Below are 24,596 nucleotides of genomic sequence, written 5' to 3' on the forward strand. Positions count from 1 at the left end.
GATACCGATATGCTGACAGATGAGAAATCAGCGGCTGAATTGGCCGCACTCGCACTCGGAACGCTATCGACAGAACTGGCTCAGTATCAGCAAGAACCCCAGCAAATGGCCAGTGCTGCCGTGGGCAAAAGCGGCTATCTGCGGCTGAGATTCACCAAAAAGGGGAACAGGAGTGTATTGCATGAAATGGAACGTAAAGTCCCTCTACTGGTGCAGAAAGCCCTTTACTGGGATGAGGAAATGCCGTTCTTGCCTTGCGTGCCAATCATCTCAACGTCGGGATGTATTCTACAGGGCGACAGGTTATCTTCGGTAATTGAAGTGGCAGAAGGAGCGAGTGCGCATGTTACTACCCAGTCAGCGACCAAGATTCACTCCATGGACAGTAACTATGCGGCGCAAACCCAATTCATCCATGTTGAGGAGGGGGCCTATCTGGAGTTTATGCCCGATCCGATAATACCCCATCGAAACTCACGCTTTATTAACGAAACTATTATCGAGTGTGCCCACAATGCAACGGTGATCTATTCAGAAATTCTGATGTCTGGACGTAAGTATCATCACCATGACGAGCGTTTTGGTTTTGATGTCTATTCCTCCAGAATGACGGTGAAAAATTTACAGGGTGAGACACTGTTTACCGAAAAGCTGGTTCTTGAGCCGAAAGAGCATCCGCTAGATGTGGTAGGGGTGATGGGCGCGTTTGATACCTATGGCAATGTGATTGTTATTACAGAAAAGGCGTTTCAGGATGAAATTCTAGAACAGTCTCCCTCATGTTATAGCCAAGAATTTTGCCATGGCGTGAGCCGGCTTCCCAATGACTGCGGGCTGATTTTCAAGGCACTTTCCTGCGACAGCGCGAAAGTAAAGCAGTGTATTCGCGAGTTTTGGCACATTGTTCGAAAAGTCACGACCGGATACTCGTTACCTGCACCATTTCTCTGGAAAGTGTGAATTAGCGGTTTTATCTGGCACTGTCAGTGTCCCCCATTGACGGCGGTTATTTGATATCTCATGGTTCTGTAAACATTATCAGGAGTCTATCTTATGAATGCTCCAGCAGCGATTTCGTCGCGGTGGCAGCGCGTATCCCAATCAAATGCCTTAATCGGTTTCATTGATGTGACGCTGCGCGGCTGTGCTCAGGTGATGTTCCAGAATAATCCGCTCACCGGCTTGATTTTTTTTATTGCCATTTTTTTGGCTACCTATGAAGAAGGTAACCCTGCAGCGGCATATGGGTGTGTGCTTGGAACCGTTGTGGCGACATTAACCGGCCTGAGCTTACCGGATCGCGCCTCATGGCGGGCTGGGCTTTACGGTTATAACGGTTGTCTGGTTGGCGTAGCGTTACCCACCTTTCTCGCCATGACCCCACTGGTTTGGGGGTGTATTGTCCTTGGCAGTATTGTTTCTGTCATTGCCACCGTTTGCATCGCTGACGTATTAAAGACATGGAAGATTGCGGCGCTGACGGCTCCTTTTGTATTGACGACCTGGGTCATTTTACTGAGCAGCTACATGTTCTCTGGCTTACATACTTCTGGCCTGCCAATACCAAAACTGCCCTCATCAGTGAGTGTGGGAAACGTAGAAACCTTGTTTAATGCTTCATTTTACACCGCCTTATTTCAAGGTATTTCTCAGGTTTATCTATTAAGCAGTGTGATAGCAGGGGTGTTGTTTATTATTGGCCTGGCGGTGAGCTCACTCTGGGCCGCAGTCTTTGCTGTGGTCGGTTCATTACTGGCAATGATAACCGCATCAATACTGAGTGCTCATTATACTGATATCACCAGTGGTTTATATTCCTTCAGCGCAGTATTAACGGCGATTGCCTTAGGTTCCACCTTTAATAAACCTAGTTGGCGTATTTTAGCCTACACGCTTGTTGGCATTATTTTTACCGTTTTTGTGCAAGGTGCAATGAACGCACTGATGTTACCGATAGGAGTACCAACATTAACAATGCCGTTTGTCTTCGCATCCTGGTTGTTTCTGGTGCCAAACCAGGATGTGATGCCAGCGCATCGTCAGGTATAAGACAATATCCGCTTAACCCAGATTAAGGAGTGAACAATGACGATAAACTATGAAAAACGTGGCTTACTTAGTGATGAAGGGGTTAAACGCCGCGCATTTTATCTACTAGGCGGATTAATTGCTGTTAACGTAATTGCCTGGGTTTGGGCTCTGGTAGAGTTTAGCGATAACACGGTATTAATGGGGATGGCTTTTTTAGCCTATAGTTTTGGCTTACGCCATGCGGTTGATGCTGATCATATTGCAGCCATCGATAATGTAACCCGAAAATTGATGCAACAAGGGAAAACGCCTATTGCGGTTGGTACCTTTTTCTCTTTGGGACATTCTACTATTGTCATTCTTGCATCATTGGCGATAGTCGCCACCACTATGGCTTTCAAAGATAACATGGCGTTCTTCAAAGAGACCGGCGGCTTGATTGGCACTATAGTTTCGGCTGTTTTTCTACTGCTTTTCGGGCTGCTCAATTTTGCCATATTAGTTTCTGTGCATAAGAAGTTCAGGCAGGTTAAGGCCGGAAGGACCTATAACGCAGAGGAGCTGAACTTACTGGTTACCAATAATGGTGGATTTTTAGCCAGGATTTTTCGCCGTGTATTCAATATGGTCAATAAGAGCTGGCATATGTATCCGGTCGGTTTTTTGTTTGGCTTGGGGTTTGATACTGCCACTGAAATTGGTGTACTAGGCATCTCCGCTGCTAGTGCTTCGAATGGTATGAATTTATGGGCTATTATGATATTCCCGGCGTTATTTGCTGCCGGTATGGCATTGATCGATTCATTAGATAACTTTGTCATGATCGGTGCTTATGGTTGGGCATTTTCTAAACCCGTGCGTAAGCTTTATTACAATATTACTATTACTGCAGCCTCTGTAGTGATTGCTTTGTTTATTGGCGGTATTGAAGCACTCGGGCTTATTGCCGAGAAGTTGGAACTAACCGGAGGGATTTGGACATTTATAAATAATATAAGTGAAAACCTGGGTGAAATGGGCTATTGGATCATCGGGATGTTCATCCTGTGTTGGCTGATTTCCGTCATTAACTATTATGTTCGTGGGTACGATAAGCTGAGCATTACCCGTTAAAGAGGCATAGGTCAATCCAGCATAGTGTTCTTTGCTCGCCTTCAAGTTGTAAGTAGTTGTGTTGCTCAGCTTGTTTGTAGGTTTCGCTTACTTGTTGTCTATCTACAGCTTGAAGCCGCTTGGTTACAGATGATGTGGAGATACGGTGAGTTTAATGAAAATTCTGAAAAAGATAGAACGCCTAACTCCTGTAACTTTTATTATTGCGTTAATGGTTGCGCATAATGGGTATTTGATACTTAGCCCGATCTTTTGGAAGCTTTGGCAACACTCTCACGATTTGTTAAATAGCTTCACTTCTTGGCACGAGACGATAGGTTTTCTCGATACTATGGATATTCCTCGCCTTATGATTGGCATAGTGCTGATCTTTATGGCGGTTATTTTGCTTTGGAGGGCTCGTATTGCCTGGTTTTTCTCATTGATTTTGTTTAGCTGTATCATCGTCGTTGATATCTTTATTTTCAAACAGGTTACCGCCTTAGTGTGGTACTCGTTTATCACTGTCGTAGCACTGATGATCTTCTGGCGCCGTTTCGATCATCACAGCCTAGGGAGCACCAGCTTTTTTGCTCTTGCCAGTATGGCTTCGCTCATTGTTTATAGCATGTTGGGGACATTATACCTTGGCGAGCAGTTCACCCCCAAGATAACCGATCTGCCTACGGCGTTCTATTTTGCCATTGTCTGCATGTCTACTGTTGGCTTCGGCGATATTATTCCACATACCACGTTAGCGCGCATGTTTACGCTAACGGTGATTATCTTTGGTATCACGATCTTTGCTACCTCGGTAGCATCTATTGCTGGCACGCTAATCAGTCAAAATCTTCAGTACATTATGAAAGGGCGTTTTTCCCATATGGCACGTAAAAACCACTATATTATTGTTGGTGCCTCTGCGCTGGCACAGAATGTCCATAAAGGGCTGACTGAAAACGGTGGCAAGGTCACCATCGTTTGCGAGCAGGGCCACAAGCAACTTTTCCCCGATTACACCGATGTGGTTGAAGGCGATCCCTCTTCCGTTGCGACGTTAACATTGGCAGGGGCTGAAAAGGCAAAATATATCGTTGCCTTAACGGAAAGCGATGCGGTTAACGCTTTTGTTATATTGGCTGCCAAAGAAGTCGGTGGGAAAGAGACTAAAACTATCACTTTGGTTAATGAAAGCCAGAATATGAGCAAGATAAAGCGCGTAAAACCCGATGCGGTCCTCTCACTCCAGTTATTAGGTAGTGAGCTATTGGTACGATCTTTGAATGGGGAAGTGATTAATCGAGACCTTAATCTTGATACATTTTTCAGCCATGAGCAGGAGGGTAACAAGAGCCCGTGATCTTTGTTACTGATGCTGCTATTCGTAACACCACTTCTATAAACATCGTTACTCAAGCGCAACTCTTGCACAAAGTGATAGGGCAAAGCGCATTTTAAGGTTTCGAACCTTGATGCCCTGTCGGGTAGAGAGCAGCCCGATCAGGTGAAAATCATGACCCTACTAATAAAATGCAGACGATACCAGTCCTTACGGGGTTTATTCATCATCAGTCTCTCCATTTTCACACTGCTGAGATTGGCGCTGGATCTCCCGCAAACGCCGTATCACACGGATTAACCGTAAAAACTTCATTACCAGGACATCGTCCAGCAATGGCCTATCGGCAGGCTGTTCAGTGCCGAACACCATCTGGGTCAATTCGTTCGCAGACAGTGAGACTGCCGCATCACCGGTCAGTGCAGCCAGTAACCGCGTGATGGGAGAGGCCTGATGAAGGTTGATCTGTATACGGTATCCGGCTGAAGTTGGCGCATTGTCTTCACACAGCGCCTGTTCAACCTGCAATACTTCAGCCAGTTCAAACGCCAGACGAAAGGCCGCATCCTGCAGATGCTCCAGGTCATCCTGCAGGGTGGAGATATGCCAAATGTCGGTCACCGGCTCCAGTCCGGTATCGGCAAAGGAAACAGAAGAGTCGGTAGCGGCGCTGTCCAATATCGTTGGGGGATAATCCGTTTCTATTCGTAAGCTATCCACTTATCGCCGCAAAGCTGTGGAACAGGATTTAGAACGCAGATTGGCTCGCCTAAAACAGAAAGAATGAAACCATCAGGCTCCAATGACGGCAACTATGGACCCAAACGAATCGTTTCACCATTTATACAAATACGTCATATGCCAAACCAAGGCCGCACACCTGAGAGAACAACATTACTCTGTAGTACGCGGCACGTACCCATAACCTGCTATGGGTTCTTCTCTGATTTTTCAGGTGCATCGTTTTCACCGTCAGTTTGCGCCGCTTCGCCGCTATCCCCTGTTTTGAAGGCTTCGACCTGCTGTTTGGCTGAATCAAGCAACGATTGTGCCTGGTCGCTGAGATCTCCTTTCAGCGCGTCGGTGTGTTTCAGCGCCTCTTCCTTCAGACTTTGTGTGTGTTCAGTCGCTTCTACCTTTAACGCATCTGCCTTCTGTTTCAACTCCTGAACCTGGCTGGTGCCAACCTCTTTAAGAGCACCGATCTCACTTTGCACTTTTTCGCTCAGCGTGCTGGCTTTTTCCTCTGTAGCGTCAGTGTTTGAACCGTCGTCGCACCCTGCAAGCAATAAACTCACTAGGGAAGCCAGTAGAACTTTGTGTAATGTTTTGATCATTTTTAATCTCACCTCTGGTTCTTGAAATTGTGCTGATGCACCGTTGTTAACGTATTTTAGTACAAATAGACAACATGATGCTGATTAAGCCAATCCATGGTTCAATGCCCAATTCAGGACTAATCTCACTCAATATTCATCCTGATACCTTCATTCAAATTACCTATGAATATGGGGAGGATGAGCGGCGATGATTGACCCACACGTTAATCAATAGGGTGACAGTCAAAATTGTGACGACCACACTCAAAGAGATGGCGACGGGGATATGGTAGAGATCCACTATCAGCATTTTTATACCGATAAAGACCAAGATCAATGCCAAACCATATTTCAGCATTGAGAAGCGCGTAGCAACATTCGCCAGCAAGAAGTACATGGCGCGTAAACCTAAAATAGCGAACAAGTTTGAGGTGAGCACGATGAAAGGATCTGTGGTGACAGCGAAGATAGCGGGAATACTGTCGACCGCGAAAATAACATCGCTTATCTCTACCATTATCAGCACCAGTAACAGTGGGGTGGCAAACAGCACGCCGTTACGACGCACGAAGAAACGCTCTCCCTCAAGATGTTCAGTCATACGCAGGTGTTTCCGAAGCCACTTTACTACAGGCTTATTGCCGATCGCTGTTGGATCTTCTCTAGTTAATGCCATTTTTATCCCTGTAAGCAGCAGGAAAGCACCAAACAGATAGAGTAACCAAGAGAATTTAGAAATCAGCAAGCTTCCGGCAAAAATCATGATGGTTCGCAGTACAATTGCTCCGAGTACGCCGAGGATCAGCACGCGTCGCTGCAAGTGTGACGGAATAGCGAAATAACCGAACAGCATCAGCCAAACAAAAACGTTGTCAACGGCCAGCGCTTTTTCGATGAGATAGCCAGTGAAAAAAGCTAATGCCTGAGCATCAGCTATATCTCTGCTTGCTGTTTGATTCAGGTGGTACCAAAAACCAAAATTAAACAGCAGAGCCATACTGACCCAAACCAGTGACCAGCAGGCAGCTTGCCTCATTGTCATGGTTTGTTCACCTTTTCTTCCTTGCAGCAGCAGGTCTATGGCCAGCATCACGATAATGATGGTGGAAAAAACAGCCCATAACACGGGGCTGCCAACGCTGTTTATCGCCATACATCTTCCTCAACAAAACGTAAAAAGCCACAATAGTTAAAAGTTATCAATAGGTTTAATAAATACCAGAATACTGCTAGAGCGTAGTCAAGAGGTGGCGATTTTGAAAGACATAGTAACGATTAGTAAAGGTCCCAAAAGGCAGGTGATATAAAACTTGGTTCTGATAAAGAGAACTAGGCTGTGTCCCTTAACCCAATAGTCGGTTTAAAAACAACCGAACAGAGCCTAATTTAAGCATGCAAAGGTAATTTCTGGCTGTTTTCTCCAAGCGTGTGGCAATGCGACGATGTTCTTTTAACATCCCAAAGCACCGCTCGACGACATTGCGTTTTTTATACCGCTGGGTAGCACCCAAAAGCTCCCGTTCATTACAGGCCTATGTTCAAGGTAAGGGCGACCGCCGCTAACACGATTACGTTCAGGCGGCAACAGGGTGGAAATGAGCGCCCAAACCTCATCAGGGACATCATAGTGAGCCAAATTCAAAAGCCTCTTGTCGGCTAAATATCGCTAAAGTGTACAAAAAATAGTTACGGGACACACCCTAGGGGCACGTTACCAGCGAGATGAGTTGGCGGCTCTGGAAACATCACTTTTAGAGATCTTCCGACATACAGATTATGTCCACCTGAGGAATTCGCTATGCGTAAGATCCGATTCACCGAGCACCAGATCGTTGCCGTCCTGAAACCAGTCGGTCCAGCCATGGGAACGATCATAATTTGCATCCAGTTCGTCAATCTTCTCTGCCATTTCAATAGGACTATGAGCAGTGACACATGGAGAAACTTTATCTGTTGGCTGCCCAACAAGTAACACAGCAACTTTTTTGACTTGACCCGCTAACGTGGAACAACCATTTATTTTTGCGCATCTAAATGAGTTACCGTATTGTCGAACCACGGATTTGTAATTTCCCCGCCATCCTGACATGTGTCGTGGTGCATTCCCCTTGGCAGAGGTATTCCACGGCCATACGGCCCAATTCTGTGTAAGGTAACTGCACGCTAGTCAGCTTGGGCATGAGTTGTTCAGCAATTCGCTGATCGTCATATCCTGCGACCAGAATATCCTGTGGCACCTTCACTTCCATCTCTGCTAAAGCCTGATAACACCCCAACGTCATCCAGTCACTTGAGCAAAAAATCGCATCCGGCCGAGAAGCACGGTGCATTACCTGATAGGTTGCTTGATGTGTTTCATCAAGGCGCCAGTTAGTTTTTATCACTAGTGCGTCATCAAATGGGATACCTGCATGCTCCAAAGCCGCTTTATACCCAGCGAGACGATGGTGAGAGGCATCCATCCAGTCGTCCCCCATGATATGCGCGATGCGCCGTGCGCCTTGATGAATAAGATGGCGCGTAACCTGCAGCGCGTTGGCGTAGTCGTCTGGTAAGAAGGTTGATTGAAGTGGATAGGCATGGTCATAAACGTTTAATAATACCAGAGGCAGTGTGGTGCAATGATCGAAAAGCGAAAAATCGATACCTCGGGTAATTGGAGAAGCAAGAACGATCCCGGCACAACGGCGCTGTTCAAGCTGCCGGATAATGCGCAGGGCTAAATCAACATCATCACCGTAATCGTAAATTGTCAACAGCACGTCGTTGCGCCACGCCTCATCACGCGCCTGACTGAGTGCATCAACAAAAGGATCATAGCTTGGCATCGAATTGATAATAATCGCAATTTCTTCTTGCCCTTCCACTTTATGTGGTGAAGGGATCTTTTTATAACCCAGCCTTTGTGCCGTGTTGATAACCCGTGAACGTGTCTCATCACTAAGCTTGATGCTCTGTGCATTGTTTAGAATAAGCGACACCGTAGCCTGTGATACACCCGCTTCGCGTGCAATATCATTCATGGTGATTTTATTTTTCTTTTCCATTGCTTCCATCATCTTCTGCCTATCTGTTCGCACTATATCACAGTGAGTTTGTCGTCACATTTCACCGGCGGGGAATAACAGAAGTGTGACCATGCATACAATTTCACCATCATAGGCTTGCCGTCCACCACTATTGCTAATAAATATTAGCTAATAATATTAATTACTGTAGTGATCGTAGGATAGGAGTGGTTATGCACCAACAGTGGAGTAAAGAGCAGGCAAATGACTGGTATCGGCAACAGGGATGGATGTGCGGTTTTAATTATCTGCCACGTTCAGCGGTGAACTGGACAGATATCTGGCAGGCTGAAACGTTCAATGCCTCTATTATTGATGAAGAGCTGAGCTGGGCGGCGCAGGTCGGTTACAACACCTTGCGCATCAACCTGCCTTTTATCGTCTGGCAGCATGACCGGATTGGGCTGTTATCGCGTATTGATACTTTCCTCGGGATAGCTGAAAAACAAGGCATACGAGTCATGTTGACGTTGATGGATGACTGCAGTTTTTCAGGCGATGAACCTTACCTTGGCCCTCAAAAGGCGCCGATTCCAGGTAAGCATAATAGCCAGGCGGCAGCCAGCCCCGGACGAGATAAAGTGTGCGACCCGAGTACCTGGCCGGAAATTGAAGGTTATATCCGCGATATTGTGCGGACGTTCCGCAATGACAAACGCATTGTGGTATGGGACGTATACAACGAGCCGGGCAATCGTGGCACCTTTGCCACCGGAATAACAGAAACGCTGTATCACGAGAAGCTGGAAAAATTCGCCTTGGAGCTGATGGTGCTTGCATTCGGTTGGGCACGAGAGGAAAACCCGACACAGCCCTTGACCGTGGGTGCATGGCACCTGCCGCTGGACGAGGATCAGCCCGATGAAGAGATGTTTCAGCATCCGATCGATCAGGCAGCTCTCAAGTTGTCAGATGTGGTCAGTTTCCATGCCTACATTGCCACATCCAAAATGGTTCGAGTGTTACGCTATATGGAGCAGTTCGATCGCCCTATATTCTGCACCGAATGGTTGGCACGCCATGTCGGCAGCAACTTTGAAGAACAACTCCCCCTGATGCATGCCTGCAACGTCGTCCCCTATCAGTGGGGGCTGGTACGCGGCAAAACCCAAACCTTTATGCCATGGCCTGTCGTGCTGCAGAAACGTGAAGATTACGCTCATCTCTGGTTCCATGACGTTTTTGACGAACATGGTATTCCTTTCCGCAAGGCGGAAGTGGAGCTTGTCGCTCGCCTGAGTAAAGTGGGTTTGCATCCACGAGTTGGATAATGACCACCACCTTAACCATATCCAAAATAGTTCATACCCAGTAAACCGTTAGAGAGCCAGTTCCAGCCATTGAAATCAATCGATGGCTTTTCTGGACGATAAAACCGTAGGGCATCTTCGAACCGGGCCAGCATACAGGATAAGGCTCAGGAACGAGCAAATGGCCCACTTCCCACCGTGCCTTGTAACTTGGCAACGGAAATAACCTAATAGAAAGGATATCTCATGGCCTCTTTGAAAGTATTACCGCTGGCTGCCACAGCTTTGTTTTCCGTTAGTGCCATCGCAGCGAGCGATGATATGGTCTCGCGCAGTGAACTGAACAAAATCGTTGCCGCTGCCGTTGAGAAAGCCCTTAATGAAAGGCAGGAGAAGCTGGAAGCGGCAATGGCTGAGAAAAAGGCTGTAGAAGAAAAGCCGGTTTATGGCGAAGTTTCCGATCTTAAAGTTCAGCCGGAGCCAGAAAAAAAATCAGATAAAGAAGATCCTAATAGATTAGTGTTCTCCGGCTATGCGCGCTATGGGGCCCATTATCAGGCGGATGACTTGAAATATGTGGGTGTTGATGGTTCTTTTAATGGTGCTTCATCGCTAGGGCGTTTAGGTAATGAAGGTAACGGGGGGGAATTCCAGCTTACCAAATTTTTCCGTAGCGAGCAGGGAGCTATCTGGGATGTGAACGTAATGATTGACCACTGGGGAGATGAGGTCAATCTGAAGAAAAGTTATGCTGGCGTGACACAGGTACTTGATTCCCAGCCTAATGCTTATCTCTGGGCGGGGCGCGATTTTCACCAACGCTTGCAACAGGGCATTAATGACTACATGGTGATGAATTATGATGGTCAAGGCGCTGGTATCAAGAACCTTGAATTAGGCTCGACCAAACTGGAGTTAGGGGTGGTCAGTGCGGTGGAATGGTGTGATCCACGGCTGATAAGCGATAACAACAACCCCAATCCTTCACGAGTTACCTGTACAGGGGGCGGTGGTGTTGGCGATAGCGGGCATTACGCATTGACGTCGAAGCTGTATAACATCGATTTGGGGATTGCCGATCTTGAGTTATATGGTAACTACGGTTTTGATTCTAAAGCGGTTGATAAAGACAAAAGGTTGAATGCCTGGCAGAGTGCGCTGGTGCTTGGGCGCGGTTGGGAATACGGTTATAACCGGTTAATAATGCGTTACAGTGATCGTGCCGATAACAGCGTTTATTGGAAAACAGAAGACCTGACGACTATTTTTGCCAGCGCAGAAGGCAATGTTAATTTCTCTAAGAAAGCCTCTGTTGAGTATTTACTGGCCTATCATGATTTCCATATTGAAGGTAATGGAAAAGATAACAGAACTAATTACGGGATTATTCTACGCCCTATGTATTTTTGGAATGATGTTCATTCCACCTGGTTTGAAACAGGGTATCAGATCGTGGATTATTCAGAAGGTGGCAGGAATTCAGGTTGGAAAGCGACCCTTTCACAAAACATCTCGATTGGTATGGGGCCAAGCTTCCGACCTATGTTGCGTTTCTATGTCACTGCTGGTGAGGTCGATAATAAGCGCAACAAAAGCATCCTTAATAATGATGATACCAGACTGAATGCGTTAAATGTTGGGGCAATGTGGGAAGCCTGGTGGTAATCACCAGCTGTTTTTCCCAATCCCTATCAGTCAAATAGATGCATTTACTTTACTGAATTAATAAAAGGATCATGAAAAATGAACAAGTCAAAAATTTTGTTATTGTTGACTATGGGGACAATATTATCCCCAATCGCGATGGCACAGACTACGCTCCAATACTGGACATTGCTTAATGGCGGTGATGGCACACGAATGAAAACCTTGGTTGAAGGTTTCAATGCCAGCCAGGACGAATATAAAATAGAAACAACGGTATTGAATTGGGGGGAGCCTTTCTACACTAAACTGAAAACAGCTTCATCGCTGGGCAGTGGTCCAGATATGGCGACTATTCATTTGTCCAAGATTTCCGGTTTTACGCAAACTAATGGCTTGGAACCCATCACAGAAGCAGCATTAAAAGGTGCTCGCTATGACTCTAACAAAATTTTCCCATTGCTTTGGCAGCAGAGTACCGTCGAAGGTAAAAGTTATGCCCTGCCGATAGATACCCATGCGCTCGTTCTCTATTACAACAAGGATATTGTCCGTAAAGCCGGTCTTTTGGATGAGCAGGGCAAGCTTAAACCGATTGACTCTTTAGAACAGTTCAACACGGTACTCGAGAGTGTCAAACAAACCGGTGCCGCAGGGCTTAGCATGGAAACCTCTCCCATGTCCTACATGCCTTATCGGTTATGGTTATCAATGATTCGCCAGCAAGGTGCGCAAACTATCCAGAACAACCAGTTCGTCTTCGGTGAAGCCGGCAGAAAAGCGATGGACGCCATGGCAAGTTGGTACTCACAGGGTTATGCCACCAAGGGACTGGATTACTCCTCCTCAACGACTGAATTCTTGACCGGGCATTCCGCCTTCATGCTTAACGGTGTGTGGGAGATCCCTTCGGTCATGGATAAGATGAATAACAAGCAGCAAGCTCTGGATATTGGCGTTGCTCCGCTTCCTGCCTTCTTTAATGGCAACCCAGCCGTCTGGGCTGACTCGCATGCTATCGCCATTCCAAATAACAAAGGGAAGCCGATCACGGCAGAGAAGATGCTCGGCATCGTGAAGTTTGCTACCTATGTCAACGAGCATGCGCTGACCTGGGCTGAAGGTGGCCATATTCCTGCTTTTGAGCCAGCAGTGAGCACCGAAACATTTAAAGCGATGCCACTGGTGAATGACTATGCCACTGCAACAGCAAGCCACATTATCTATGAGCCCGATGGTTGGTACAGTGGCGCTGCCGGTCCTCTACAAGCCGCCGCTTCCAAGTACTTCCCAGCCGCGTTGACAGGCCAACTTGCACCCGAAAAGGCCCTGCAAATGTTTGAGCGCGATGCGGGTAAATTTATGAACCGCCCCGCTCGCTAATACACTGTGTGGCGACAGCCTGCGGGTTATAAGCAGCAGCTTTTTTAAACGGTGGTACTCAGGTATGTATAACCAAGACGGACAAAAAACAATCTCGGCCAGTGCAGGTAAGACGTTGATACCCTGGATGATGTTAATGCCATTTTTACTTGCATTCGTGCTCTTTTTTGTATTGCCTGCACTGCAGACATTGCAGCTCAGCTTTACCGATAGCGGCTTAACAGAAACTCACGGCTATGTTGGGTTAGCTAACTATGTTGAACTGTTGCAGGATCCTGGTTTTTGGTCTGCGATGTTGCATACGGGGTACTTCTCGCTGCTGACGGTGGTTCCACTCACGGCTCTAGGGTTGGTCATGGCAATGTTGATCAACCGCTTGAGCTACTTTGCCAGTACGGTGCAGGCTATTTTTTTTATTCCTAATATCTTGCCGATCGCCGTGATGGCCATGATCTCCAGTTGGATGTTACATCCAACTTTTGGCGTGGTGAACCTGGTTGCTGGTACCCAGGTCGCGTGGTTTAACGATCCTGACTTTGCCATGCCAATGGTGGCACTTGCCACCATCTGGTGGACGGTGGGTTTTAACGTATTACTGTTCCTCGCCGCATTAAAAAATATCCCTCAAGATCTTTATGAAGCCGCGGGATTGGATGGCGCGACCCGCTGGGGAACATTTCGCTACATTACCTGGCGGCAACTACGTCCGGTTACCCTGATGGTCTTTGGTTTGCAGTTAGTTGCATCGTTAAAAATATTTGGTCAGACCTACCTGCTTACAGGAGGAGGACCATTTGACAGTACAAAAGTCGTGCTCCACTACATGTATGAAACGGGATTTGTTAATCAAAATGCCGGTTATGCTTCTGCCATCGCGGTGACTTTCGTACTCATTATTTTGCTGATCCTGTTACTGCAATCTTTGCTTAGCCGTTTTATCAATCGTCGGAGTTAAGATGAATATAAAGCTGAGTTCTCTGCTGGCCGTGATATTGACTCTGCTGCTGTGTTTTCTCTGGAGCAGCCCGCTGTTGTGGGCGTTCAGTACAGCATTGCGTTCAGAAGCACAAACTGTCTCCGGGTTACAATGGCTGCCCGATCCTTCCACCGTTGAAGCGTTCGTCAATGTGTTGACCTTCGGAAGCTTACCGACCTTCTTCATAAACAGCGTTGTCACTTCTTTAGCGATCACCGGCGTGACTTTGCTGATTACCGTGTTGGCGGCCTATAGTTTTTCGCAACTCAGATTCCGGGGCGCCAATCTGCTTTTCTGGAGCTGCATGTTCGGGATTATTTTTCCCTTTGAGGCGTTGGTCATCCCACTGTTTCGACAGATTTACCATATGGGGCTGGTTGACTCGCTCGGCGGGATCATTCTGCCGCAGATCGTCTCACCTATGGTGCTTTTTGTCTTCAAACGCTTTTTTGATCAGGTTCCCAAAGATTTTCGTGAAGCGGCGATCCTGGATGGAGCCAGCGAAATCCAGGTTTTATTGAAAGTTTATATTCCACTGTCGAAAAATATTATTTATGCCATGGCGATTATTACCTTTATTGGTGCATGGAATAATTTCCTCTGGCCATTCCTGGTGATCAGCTCTACCGAGAATATGACGATCCCGATTGGCTTGACCCAATTGAATGATAGCTATGGCGTCAGATATGCACAGAATATGGCATCGGCGCTGATTGGCGGTATGCCAGTTGCGATTATTTATGTGATCTTCCAAAAGAGGGTTGCTTCAGGTTTTCTCGCCGCGACTGGACTGAAAGGTTAAATGAATGTTTGGGTTAGCTTGGTTGCCTGAACAGGTCCTCACTTTATTACAACCTCATTGAGGTTGGTGAAAGAGATCAAGAGAATGTCTAGTGTAATATTGAACGATGTGAAGAAAATTTATCCTGATGGAAATCAAGTCATCCATAACGTTAATCTAAAAATTAATAAAGGGGAGTTTGTCGTTTTTGTTGGTCCTTCCGGCTGTGGTAAGTCAACGTTGCTGCGGATGATTGCGGGGCTGGAGGATATTACTGCGGGTGAGGTTCATATTGGCGACAAGCTGGCGAACAAGCTTGAAGCCGCAAAACGGGGAGTCGCGATGGTCTTCCAATCTTACGCGCTCTATCCACACCTGACGGTAGAGGAAAACATGGGTTTTTCCTTACTGTTCAATAAAACATCCAAGAAAGAGATCGCCATTAAAGTTAATAAGGTGGCAGAAACCCTGCAATTGGCCCATTTGCTGAAGCGCAAACCGGCAGAGCTTTCCGGTGGACAGCGGCAGCGGGTAGCGATTGGCCGAGCCATCGTCCGTGAGCCGGAGGTCTTTCTGTTTGATGAGCCGCTTTCTAATCTGGACGCGTCGCTGAGAGGAAAAATGCGCACAGAGTTGGCGCGCTTGCATCAGAAATTGGGCACGACCATGATCTATGTCACCCACGACCAAGTGGAAGCCATGACCTTGGGCGATAGGATTGTGGTCTTCAATAAAGGATACATCGAACAGGTTGGTTCCCCTGTCGCACTCTATCAACGTCCTGCTACCGAATTTGTTGCGACTTTTCTGGGAACCCCAAGAATGAATATTCTCACAACCAGAGTAAACGCAGAAAAAGATGATGCATGGCATCTTGAGCTGGGGAATGATTTCCCTATCAAGATTGCCAAGACCAGGTTTGATTGTACCGGGCATCAACAAATAAAGTTGGGTATTCGCCCGGAACATCTGGCAGTCGTGGAGGAGAATAGCAGCGAATGCCATCTTAGAGGCCACGTTTCACTGGTAGAGAATCTTGGGGATTCAGCATTCTTGCATGTTCAATGTCCCGGAGTCGATCCGTTGCTGTTGGTAAAAATAAACACCAACTCCCATATACCTGAATGCCATGAAGCTATTTCTTTGTCGATTGCGTTTGAACATATTCACCTGTTTGACAAAGACGGTAAAACGTTACGTTGCTGACACTCTGTTAAAGGATATCTCCAGATGGAAAGGAATATGAAGCATCAGGTAACGCACTGGATGGGTATCTTTATTTTATTAATGATGGGAAATATCATGTCATTACAGGCAAATACCACGTTTACTAACCCGGTCCTGAGCGATGGTGCCGATCCGTGGGTAGTACATCATAGTGATGGTTATTATTACTACACTCAAACCACGGCGAGTAATATCACGCTATGGCGCACGACAGATTTGAGTGATTTGGAAAATGCTGAACAGAAAGTCGTATGGATGCCTAAACCCAATAGTGTGAATAGCGAGCATGTCTGGGCACCTGAGTTACATTATCTCGATGGCCGTTGGTACATCTATTTTGCCGCATCGGCAGGTGATATGACCCGACAACGTATGTATGTGCTGCAATCAGAAAATAGCGATCCGTTCAGTCACTATGATTACCCAACGGCAACTCAGTCTGGAAAAATAGCAGATACCAGTGATAAATGGGCTATTGATGGCACTATTTTCGAGTTTGAAGGAAAACGTTACTTTATCTGGTCTGGCTGGGAAGGCGATACTAATGAACAGCAGCGTCTTTATATCGCCAGAATGGCTACCCCGTGGCAGTTAACGGGTGAACGTGTCGAAATATCCAGGCCCGAATTTGCGTGGGAACAGATCGGAACACCACAGGTTAACGAAGCACCACAGGTGTTATTCAACCCTAAAGGCCAGGCGTTCATTGTTTACTCTGCCAGCGGAAGTTGGACAGATGATTATTGCCTTGGTCTGCTGCTGTTCAACGGGGGCGACCCGATGGTAGCGGCTAATTGGCGTAAACATCCTACCCCGGTCTTTAGCAAGAATGAAGCCGCCGATGTCTATGGCCCGGGACATAACGGCTTTTTTACCGACAATCACGGACAAGCTTGGTTGATTTACCACACGGCAAAATTCAAAGGCGCGGGGTGGGCGCGTGAAATCCATATGCAGCCTTTTGGCTGGCAGGTTAATGGACTTCCTGCTTTTGGGCGAGCCATTGGTTCTCAAGTGCAACAAGCCAGGCCGAATTGAATCAAATAAAGGACTAAACTCTCTCCAAGAAAACCGGGGCGGTTTACTCCTTTGAGAGAGTCGAGTCACTGCTCACAGTCACCACAACTTGAATGATGACGGCTATAAATCTATATCAGCCTTCCTGCCTCAGCCAACTTTACCTGATAGATTTCGGCAAAACACTCTCGTAACCAACGGCTGGCAGGGTCATTGTTCAACCGAGCACTCCAAGCTAAAACATGTGGCATATCCGGTATTGCGAACGGAACAGGTTTTACCTGTAATTCAAAACGTCTCATCACATCTGCCAAAACAATCACAGGCAACGTCGTGAGCATATCGGTTTGTGCCAGTAAGGGCGCCACGGCACCAAATGTCGGCACTATAAGACCTGTTCTTCGCTGCAATTTGACCTTTTCTGCCGCCGATATCACTGGATTACGCACACGGTCACCGATGCCTACTACAATATGCGGCCACTCAGCCCAAGACTTTTTGCCCCAACGTTGCAGCGCAGGATGCCCTGACCGCATAAAGCATGCCCACTGAAAATCCCCCACCAGTCTCGAAGCTACCCCCTCTGGCCGTTGGATCGCTTCTGGCAATAGCGCCAAATCAACAATCTCCTCAGCAACATCCACTGGAGTGCTGAGCTTTGGAATATCCCATTCAATCATTATGTTGGGGGCTTCTCGCTGAATACGTTGCATCAGGTGAGAAAATAAACTCATCGCCAGATCGGGAACAACCAGGCGAAAACGTCGAGTAGATGTTGCTGCATCAAAGGCTTCGCGTGGACTCAATACACGCTCAATACTACGTAAAATGGGGCGAATCTCCTGCACTAATTCCAGTGCGTAAGGGCTAGGTTGCATCCGTCCACCCACTTTGACGAGTAAAGGATCACCCAATTGCTCACGTAACCGCGCAAGCGCATGGCTAATTGCTGACTGTGTACGTCCTAATTGTTCAGCGGCTTTGGAAACACTGCCTTCACGCATTAACGTCTCGAACAGTAAAAGCAGGTTCAGATCAACCTTTCTTAAATCAATTTTATTCATGAGGTAAGCATAATATTCATTATATTCATCTTATCTTATGCCATAAGATAGGTTTGCGTTTACATTTTTCATGGAGAGCATAATGACAAAATCTGCGTTTTACCTGCGACTGGTCTGTGGAGTAACTTTACTGACCGGCCTATTCACGTCTCTGGGGCTTCAGGCGAAAAACCTTAGTTCTGCGGAGGCACAAGCTATAGTAGCCCCGTTTTACGACGCGTTAAATACCGCCCCTGCCAAGGACTCCAAAAAGCTTATTTTACAGGCGACAGCCCCTGAATGGGTGTCTTGCAAAGGTAATGATGATTGCAAACCACGTGAGAAAGTGGCTGCGGACATTGCTGGCTTTGGCAAAGTTATCCCCAATTTGAGATGGGAAATCAAAGAACTCTTGGTCGATGGCAACCGTATCATTGTACGTGGTGAAGCCTCCGGTATACCGATGACTGAATTTATGGGAGTACCTTATGGGGGCAAAGGCTTCAGGATCATGTCTACCGATATCCACACGGTGGAAAATGGTAAGATCGTGCGTTCTTACCACATTGAGGATTGGTTAAGTGCTGTACACCAACTTTCAGTCAAGTAACGCTATAAACTAGGTTCATTCACATTGTTTACAGGCTCCATAATTTGCCGCCTACCTTCGACTTGAAATACTTTGAGTATAAACTTCGTTGTATAACTGCTGTTGAACGCTGATTACTGCAGAGGTGAATATTCTGCAGCATCGTGAATTCTTCTACATTCTACAGGATGAAGAAATGAAGTCAGGTTCAACTAGAGTTCTGATGGTCTATGGCTTGGTAACAATAAGTCAAAAGGACTAAGCAGTGCGGCTGTGAAAAAATCTGACTGTCAGCCCTGAGCGGCAAGAGCTTCAGATCGAGTTTAAAATCATAAACATTAGGCCTGTAGATAGCATTTTTAACCGGTCAAATGGCCGGTTAAAAGTATTCCAAATATAATAATGTTTGCCTAATTGAGCGTGCGCCCGGCCAACTGTGTCACCAGGTACACCGCATCGACCGCACCCGGCAAGTTGATATACCAGCGCGGGGCCTGGTGGGGATTGTGGACGGGATGGTAAGGCGCGATTTGCGGCGCTACGGGGCCGGGTATGAATCGAGTTTTCTGTACCACCACGCCAAGCGGTTTGTGAAACCGGCGGTATATATTCCCTGCGTGCTGTACCTGTCTGCTCCGTTTTCGGTCTATCCGAACCTGTTGTTGCTGCCCGCTGCACTGCTGATGGGGCTGGCGATCTCGGTGACGATGGGCTCATTTAAGAAGTATTTGTAACTTTTTAGTTTTCATGTGATAAATAGTTTGGCCATGAAGTGTTTATCATTTATTAGGATAGAGATGTTACTGTAATACTGGATAAAAATTAATTTTGACGTTGATTTTTTAGAAGTGAACGAGTGTGTAATTGAGACTGCGGGACTTTACTTAAAGGTTTTAACTGTCTTCAGTAGATTTTATCAGAGGGTTAAGGGTAATATAATTTCCAGTCGGTTTATGTAAAGCTCTGCGGGGCTCTTATTGCTGATGTTTACCATAAGATAGTGGGGCAATCTAAAAAGTGAATTTTGCACCTATCTTTAACGATGATTTTCGTGTGCTGAAAATAGTATCTTTAGTTTTATTAATCACAATTTTCTTACCCTACATTTGATTATAAAAGGAGACGCTATGACAATAGTCAATATCTCACCAGTTGAGTTTTTTTCATTAGATGATTTCATGTATTTTCAACAAGATCGCCTAGATGATAGTGTTACAGATAACGAAGTCAAAAGTGTTCTAGAGATAATCGAGCAGCAAGGTATATTGGATATTCTGGACACTCCTTGCGGTTATGTTCGTCATAGCAAAGCCTTAATGAGATTGGGACATAGAGTTACGGGTATTGATCTATCACCAAGTTTTATAGAACAGGCAAGTATTCATAACTTTGGCGAACGTGGGAGATTTTATTTGGGCGAAATGGACGATATGCTAGGGGGAGGGGGCAGTTTAATCTGATCATTATTCTTTTCAACTCTTTTGGCTATTATCCGCATTATCGAAATGCTCGTTTCCTTAAGCGTTGCGCTAGCCAATTGAAAGCATCAGGAGAGATCGTCATTGATACTATTAATGGTGATACACTCGAATCATCTGGTTTTATGAACAGGGTCGTGATTAGCAAGGGTGATGAAAGCCTGGTAATAGAAAAAGAACGCTCAGGAATACAATATGAGCAAGGAGTAAATTTACAATATACGATAACATCTTGCCGTAGGGCACATTCCTGTCGTACAACGCTTGATGTAGTATTTTATAATCCGAAAGAACTAGAAAATATGCTGCATTATAGTGGTTTCAAACATGTTGATTTCTATTCTGGGCTATTAAGTGAAAGAGATTGGGATCCAAAGAGTAAAAAAATGGTTGTTGTCGCTAAAAAATAATCAACCTGTATCCTCCTGCTTCTGGCGATGGAGTGCCAAGGCAGGTAAGGTATGAATGATCAGCATTCTTATAATATGGTTCGCCATCACAAATCCAGCGTCGGCTTTTAAGGTTAATGCAGCGAAAGACATGGACTCCACGCTGCCAGGTACCCAGGAAAGTATCAACAAGTACAATGGATAACCGAGCAAAGTAGATGCACCAAAAGCGATAAGGAATGTTACCGTGAGGCTCAGGGCTATAAGTTGAACAGATGCCCATAGGTGACGCATAAATTCGACTATTGAAAACGCGGTAAAATGATGCCCAATAAGTATCCCCATTAATACCATGCTCAGTTGATTCAAGATATCTGGGAAATGTAGCGGTTGAGGTGCCAAGGTATGAAAGTATGCTGAACAAAAAAGTGAAGTAATCATAAATGGAGCAGGGAGATGCCAACGCTCCAACAACTTACCAGAAATAAAGCCAATTATGCCTATGCCTCCCAACCATAACGTATTTTGCGTGGAACCAAAATCCGTCCAGTATAAGGAAAGGCTAGAATGCGTCTCCCCGCCTGCAATGAAGCCTGCAAGCATGGTCAGTGTAATCAGTCGTAGGGCGTGAGAGATAACTATTTTCTGCGGTGGTGCATTGATATGGGTCGCAAGGGCTAGCACTGCAGCCATTGCTCCCGGAACTGAGCCCAGAATTGCTTCGTCTTTGCTCCAACCTAAGCGGCGGATACACCATTGATAATTGGTAATAAATTGCAACAATAAACACAAGCACAATAGGCTGAGTAGAGCAAACAGACTACCAGTTTCCCCGAAAGACATTCCGCGAAACATTAGGCCGATAGAGATGCCAAGTGATAGCTGGATAAAGGTAATACTGCCGGGTATGGCACGTATGGATATCCGCCAGCGTTTGAGTACTATCACCACGATGAGAGGGCCGAACATCATACCTAAAGGTACGCCGTATAGTGTTAAAAACCAACCAGCCAGTACACACAGCAGAAAGCTGCCTATAAATTTCATGCTACTCTCCCACTATAGCCATTCTTGAAGAAGCATCGTGCCAGCGGCTTTCCACCGCCAGCTTGGCCTGACTATGAAGCACATCAATGTTTCCTACCGCATAATATTCGCCGACCGTCAGTTGGCCAATGCATTTTATTCCAGGTACTACAATGTCTTCTGCATTCAGGAGACAGAGCGAATCAGGGCAAACCTTAATACTGCCAAAGGGGCCCTCAGTGTCAGCATAGTTGTCACCCCCTTCTAAAAATGGATCCAGAGGGCGACGGAGTGACAAATGAAACGTATTTCTCCAGAACGTAAAGCCAGCGTGTTGGCAAAATTGCTGCCCCCTTACAACATGAACGTCGCGGCTGTTGCACAGATGGAAGGGATATCGGAAGCTACTCTCTATAATTGGCGCAATCAGGCTAAATCAGAGGGGAAACCGGTGCCCGGTGCAGAGAAAAACAGTGAACAGTGGCCCGCCGAAGCGCGGCTCGCCGTTATCGTGGAAACCGCCACGTTAAGTGAAACGGAAATCGCCGAATACTGCCGCAAAAAGGGGCTCTATCCCGTGCAGATAGCGCAATGGAAACAGGCTTTTTTGCAGGTTCCTTCTGGTGATGATAAAGCGGCTCTCAAGCAAAGCCAGAAAGAAAACAAGCAGTTGAAAAAGGAACTGCTGCGTAAAGAAAAGGCGCTGGCGGAGGCGGCGGCGATCCTGGTGTTAAGAAAAAAGCTCAGGGACTACTACGGGGAAACGGACGAGGACGACTGACACCCAGCGAGGAACGGCAGCAGTTTATCGTGTGGATAAATGAGGCCGTCACTGCCGGTGCCCGCCGGGCGGTGGCCTGCCGCGAAGTTGAGCCCAGTGTACGCACCTGGCAGCGCTGGCAAACGTCCCCGGAAGACCGAAGAACCACGGCGATACGCCCAGCGCCCGCCAATCGCCTGAGTGTGGAAGAAGAGCAGCAGATACGGGCTGTCAGCCATCACCCCGAGTATGCCAGCCCGCCGCCGTCACAGATCGTGCCACGACTGGCGGATAAAGGCGTTTATCTGGCAAGTGAGTCGACCTTTTACCGGGTGCTGCGTCGTCATGGGGAAGTGCATCATCGTGGCCGTCGTCTCAAGTCGAGCCGGGTAAAACCGCCGACGACGTTCACCGCATCCGGGCCCTGTCAGGTGTGGACTAGGGATATCACCTGGCTGCCTTCAGTGGTACGAGGCCGCTGGTATTGTGCCGGTACAGATGATACGCAAAGGACAACCTCATCATCCTGCTGGCGACGGATTGTCACCGGCAGAAAAATTTTATCAAATGACCGGGATGATCGGGGGGGACAACCGGGGTAGGCTCTGCATATAGTGGTGTATATAACTATTAAGACACTGTATCTGGTATCTTTGTGGCGAGGTGCCGGAAATACCACTTTTCGGATCTGCTGTGAAAAAAGATAAAATTACATATGCCTAACATAGGTATGGTGCCTGTATAGAAAAGGGATGCGCATATCTTTAGCATATGCATATGCTAACACTATGCATATGCACGGAATCCACCTATACTTAGCATATGCAGAGGGCCATGAGGCCATAGTACCAGGAGGACAACATGCGAACCGTATCTATATTTAAGAATGGCAATAACCGTGCCATCCGTCTGCCCCGCGATCTGGATTTTGAGGGAGTTAGCGAGCTGGAGATTGTCCGGGAAGGGGACCGTATCATCCTGCGTCCCATCCGGCCGACCTGGGGATCGTTCACACAACTCGAAAAAGCCGACACGGACTTTATGACGGAGCGTGAGGACGTTGTCAGCGACGAAGGACGATTTGACCTGTGAACAAGACCTATATGCTGGACACCAACATTTGCTCATTCATCATGCGCGAGCAGCCGGAAGCTGTGATTAAGTGTCTTGAGCAGGCCGTACTGCGCAATCACCGCATCGTGGTCTCAGCTATCACCTACGCCGAGATGCGCTTCGGCGCTATCGGAAAAAAAGCTTCCCCGCGCTACGCACAGTTGGTCGACGCATTTTGCGCCCGCCTGGATGCCGTCCTGGCCTGGGACCGGGCGGCGGTGGATGCCACCATGAAAGTTAAGGCGGCGCTGTCTGCAGCCGGGACACCCATCGGTCCCAACGACACGGCGATTGCTGGGCATGCCATTGCGGCAGACGCCATACTGGTGACGAATAATACGCGGGAATTTTCGCGGGTACCGGACCTGAAGCTGGAGGACTGGGTGAAGTAAGCGGATGGTTTAAGGGATCACCACTCATAACGCCCGGTAGGTTATTTCAACTGCCTGGTAACAGACGTTCTTATTTTAGTCTGGCATAACGCTATTCTGCCTTCAGTAGATCTACAATGTTGAGAGGCATCAACAGATGATTACGGCTGATACCATAGGGAAAATATACAGCCGAGCTTTTTGTATGGGATCTTTTTTACTATACATTACCCATTGAAAGAGATGATATTTACTGCTTCGAACAATTTGATAGGCACGATAATACTTCACTAGAGTGGCATATTTGTACCAGGCCCAGATAGAGGAAGCGGCTCTGATGGCGTTGGACAAGTTCGCAGATGTCTGAGATGAAGAATACCCGCAAATCAGCAAAAGTTGGCGTTCCCACTGGGAAAATCTCAACACGTTCTTCGGTTATCCCGCAGATATGGTGCCCACCTTCGAGTACCTAAAAACACGCAAGGTGTTGCGGGGCGCAACAGTGATTAAAAATTAAGCGGTGTTGCCGGCCGCAACAGCGGCTAAAAAGTATACAGTGTTGCCGGTAGCAAAAGTGGCTAAAAATCATACAGTGTTGCGGGGCGCAACAGTCGCTAAGATCAATTGTCGCCGTTGAGAAAATACTTTCCCGTTGTTTGAAGACCCACCGTTCTCTGACTATCTCACTCTGCGTCAACTA

At 46.9% G+C, this 24,596-nt stretch carries 24 protein-coding genes and 3 pseudogenes; 20 read left to right on the forward strand and 7 right to left on the reverse strand.

What is annotated here, in order from left to right; genetic code table 11:
* Nucleotides 1–9 precede the first annotated feature (9 nt).
* The 4 genes from BMI79_RS10280 to kch all read left to right on the forward strand — a co-directional run bounded on the left by BMI79_RS10280 (nucleotide 10) and on the right by kch (nucleotide 4,483).
* The gene (locus BMI79_RS10280) at nucleotides 10–960 is read left to right on the forward strand and encodes an urease accessory protein UreD (RefSeq protein WP_076942029.1); all 951 of its coding nucleotides are present in this window, start codon (nucleotides 10–12) and stop codon (nucleotides 958–960) included.
* 93 nt (nucleotides 961–1,053) lie between these two features.
* Complete coding sequence (gene yut / locus BMI79_RS10285) at nucleotides 1,054–2,049, forward strand: urea transporter (protein ID WP_076942030.1); 996 nt, start codon at nucleotides 1,054–1,056, stop codon at nucleotides 2,047–2,049.
* A gap of 36 nt (nucleotides 2,050–2,085) precedes the next feature.
* Entirely contained in the window at nucleotides 2,086–3,144 is a 1,059-nt protein-coding gene (locus BMI79_RS10290; protein ID WP_076942031.1) for a HoxN/HupN/NixA family nickel/cobalt transporter, read from the forward strand.
* A gap of 154 nt (nucleotides 3,145–3,298) precedes the next feature.
* Nucleotides 3,299–4,483 carry a voltage-gated potassium channel protein gene (gene kch / locus BMI79_RS10295; RefSeq protein WP_076942032.1) on the forward strand — a complete coding sequence of 395 codons (1,185 nt, stop codon included), beginning with the start codon at nucleotides 3,299–3,301 and terminating at the stop codon, nucleotides 4,481–4,483.
* A 198-nt stretch (nucleotides 4,484–4,681) separates the two neighbouring features.
* On the opposite strand, the gene BMI79_RS10300 is transcribed toward kch, so the two are convergent.
* From BMI79_RS10300 to BMI79_RS10325, 5 genes and pseudogenes are all read right to left on the reverse strand, one after another.
* Nucleotides 4,682–5,182, reverse strand: a complete 501-nt coding sequence (locus BMI79_RS10300; protein ID WP_125828777.1) for a hypothetical protein — start codon at nucleotides 5,180–5,182, stop codon at nucleotides 4,682–4,684.
* 209 nt (nucleotides 5,183–5,391) lie between these two features.
* Nucleotides 5,392–5,799 carry a hypothetical protein gene (locus tag BMI79_RS10305; protein ID WP_076942034.1) on the reverse strand — a complete coding sequence of 136 codons (408 nt, stop codon included), beginning with the start codon at nucleotides 5,797–5,799 and terminating at the stop codon, nucleotides 5,392–5,394.
* 163 nt (nucleotides 5,800–5,962) lie between these two features.
* Nucleotides 5,963–6,934 carry a TerC family protein gene (locus BMI79_RS10310; protein ID WP_076942035.1) on the reverse strand — a complete coding sequence of 324 codons (972 nt, stop codon included), beginning with the start codon at nucleotides 6,932–6,934 and terminating at the stop codon, nucleotides 5,963–5,965.
* Between the two features lie 190 nt (nucleotides 6,935–7,124).
* Nucleotides 7,125–7,274, reverse strand: a pseudogene (locus BMI79_RS24210) (IS5 family transposase); the annotation flags it as partial.
* Nucleotides 7,275–7,820: 546 nt separating this feature from the next.
* Nucleotides 7,821–8,828: a LacI family DNA-binding transcriptional regulator gene (locus tag BMI79_RS10325; protein WP_076942081.1), complete on the reverse strand. Its 1,008-nt coding sequence runs from the start codon at nucleotides 8,826–8,828 to the stop codon at nucleotides 7,821–7,823.
* A gap of 194 nt (nucleotides 8,829–9,022) precedes the next feature.
* On the opposite strand from BMI79_RS10325, the gene BMI79_RS10330 reads away from it, so the two are divergent.
* From BMI79_RS10330 to BMI79_RS10360, 7 genes are all read left to right on the forward strand, one after another.
* Entirely contained in the window at nucleotides 9,023–10,120 is a 1,098-nt protein-coding gene (locus tag BMI79_RS10330; RefSeq protein ID WP_076942037.1) for a cellulase family glycosylhydrolase, read from the forward strand.
* A gap of 225 nt (nucleotides 10,121–10,345) precedes the next feature.
* On the forward strand, nucleotides 10,346–11,764 hold the full coding sequence (locus BMI79_RS10335) for a carbohydrate porin (protein ID WP_076942038.1): 1,419 nt from the start codon (nucleotides 10,346–10,348) through the stop codon (nucleotides 11,762–11,764).
* 78 nt (nucleotides 11,765–11,842) lie between these two features.
* Nucleotides 11,843–13,126: an extracellular solute-binding protein gene (locus tag BMI79_RS10340; protein ID WP_076942039.1), complete on the forward strand. Its 1,284-nt coding sequence runs from the start codon at nucleotides 11,843–11,845 to the stop codon at nucleotides 13,124–13,126.
* A gap of 64 nt (nucleotides 13,127–13,190) precedes the next feature.
* Entirely contained in the window at nucleotides 13,191–14,081 is an 891-nt protein-coding gene (locus BMI79_RS10345; protein WP_076942040.1) for a carbohydrate ABC transporter permease, read from the forward strand.
* Nucleotide 14,082: 1 nt separating this feature from the next.
* A complete protein-coding gene (locus BMI79_RS10350; RefSeq protein ID WP_076942041.1) occupies nucleotides 14,083–14,904 on the forward strand; it encodes a carbohydrate ABC transporter permease in 822 nt (273 codons plus the stop codon).
* Nucleotides 14,905–14,988: 84 nt separating this feature from the next.
* Nucleotides 14,989–16,089 carry an ABC transporter ATP-binding protein gene (locus tag BMI79_RS10355; protein ID WP_076942042.1) on the forward strand — a complete coding sequence of 367 codons (1,101 nt, stop codon included), beginning with the start codon at nucleotides 14,989–14,991 and terminating at the stop codon, nucleotides 16,087–16,089.
* Between the two features lie 24 nt (nucleotides 16,090–16,113).
* Complete coding sequence (locus BMI79_RS10360) at nucleotides 16,114–17,148, forward strand: glycoside hydrolase family 43 protein (RefSeq protein WP_083704413.1); 1,035 nt, start codon at nucleotides 16,114–16,116, stop codon at nucleotides 17,146–17,148.
* A gap of 110 nt (nucleotides 17,149–17,258) precedes the next feature.
* Here BMI79_RS10360 and BMI79_RS10365 read toward each other — a convergent pair whose 3' ends face one another.
* Nucleotides 17,259–18,191: a LysR family transcriptional regulator gene (locus BMI79_RS10365; protein ID WP_076942043.1), complete on the reverse strand. Its 933-nt coding sequence runs from the start codon at nucleotides 18,189–18,191 to the stop codon at nucleotides 17,259–17,261.
* A gap of 82 nt (nucleotides 18,192–18,273) precedes the next feature.
* On the opposite strand from BMI79_RS10365, the gene BMI79_RS10370 reads away from it, so the two are divergent.
* From BMI79_RS10370 to BMI79_RS23540, 4 genes and pseudogenes are all read left to right on the forward strand, one after another.
* A complete protein-coding gene (locus BMI79_RS10370; protein WP_076942044.1) occupies nucleotides 18,274–18,780 on the forward strand; it encodes an ester cyclase in 507 nt (168 codons plus the stop codon).
* Nucleotides 18,781–19,253: 473 nt separating this feature from the next.
* A pseudogene (locus BMI79_RS10375) lies at nucleotides 19,254–19,493 on the forward strand (TIGR03747 family integrating conjugative element membrane protein); the annotation flags it as partial.
* Between the two features lie 393 nt (nucleotides 19,494–19,886).
* Complete coding sequence (locus tag BMI79_RS10380) at nucleotides 19,887–20,219, forward strand: class I SAM-dependent methyltransferase (RefSeq protein ID WP_076942046.1); 333 nt, start codon at nucleotides 19,887–19,889, stop codon at nucleotides 20,217–20,219.
* A gap of 77 nt (nucleotides 20,220–20,296) precedes the next feature.
* On the forward strand, nucleotides 20,297–20,647 hold the full coding sequence (locus BMI79_RS23540) for a hypothetical protein (protein WP_125828779.1): 351 nt from the start codon (nucleotides 20,297–20,299) through the stop codon (nucleotides 20,645–20,647).
* On the opposite strand, the gene BMI79_RS10385 is transcribed toward BMI79_RS23540, so the two are convergent.
* Nucleotides 20,648–21,673 (reverse strand): AbrB family transcriptional regulator, encoded by a 1,026-nt coding sequence (locus BMI79_RS10385; protein ID WP_076942047.1) that lies wholly within the window; start codon nucleotides 21,671–21,673, stop codon nucleotides 20,648–20,650.
* A 277-nt stretch (nucleotides 21,674–21,950) separates the two neighbouring features.
* Here BMI79_RS10385 and BMI79_RS10395 point away from each other — a divergent pair, with 277 nt between their 5' ends.
* From BMI79_RS10395 to BMI79_RS24215, 5 genes and pseudogenes are all read left to right on the forward strand, one after another.
* Nucleotides 21,951–22,433: a transposase gene (locus BMI79_RS10395; RefSeq protein ID WP_076942049.1), complete on the forward strand. Its 483-nt coding sequence runs from the start codon at nucleotides 21,951–21,953 to the stop codon at nucleotides 22,431–22,433.
* A gap of 29 nt (nucleotides 22,434–22,462) precedes the next feature.
* Nucleotides 22,463–23,014 (forward strand): helix-turn-helix domain-containing protein, encoded by a 552-nt coding sequence (locus BMI79_RS23545; protein WP_125828781.1) that lies wholly within the window; start codon nucleotides 22,463–22,465, stop codon nucleotides 23,012–23,014.
* 259 nt (nucleotides 23,015–23,273) lie between these two features.
* A complete protein-coding gene (vapB, locus tag BMI79_RS10405) occupies nucleotides 23,274–23,504 on the forward strand; it encodes a type II toxin-antitoxin system VapB family antitoxin (protein WP_076942050.1) in 231 nt (76 codons plus the stop codon).
* Nucleotides 23,501–23,917: a type II toxin-antitoxin system VapC family toxin gene (locus BMI79_RS10410; RefSeq protein WP_076942051.1), complete on the forward strand. Its 417-nt coding sequence runs from the start codon at nucleotides 23,501–23,503 to the stop codon at nucleotides 23,915–23,917. Before vapB ends, BMI79_RS10410 begins: the two co-directional genes overlap by 4 nt.
* Before the next feature lie 283 nt (nucleotides 23,918–24,200).
* A pseudogene (locus BMI79_RS24215) lies at nucleotides 24,201–24,347 on the forward strand (transposase); the annotation flags it as partial.
* Nucleotides 24,348–24,596 lie beyond the last annotated feature (249 nt).

It is taken from the genome of Serratia oryzae (assembly GCF_001976145.1).
Lineage (GTDB): Bacteria > Pseudomonadota > Gammaproteobacteria > Enterobacterales > Enterobacteriaceae > Chania > Chania oryzae.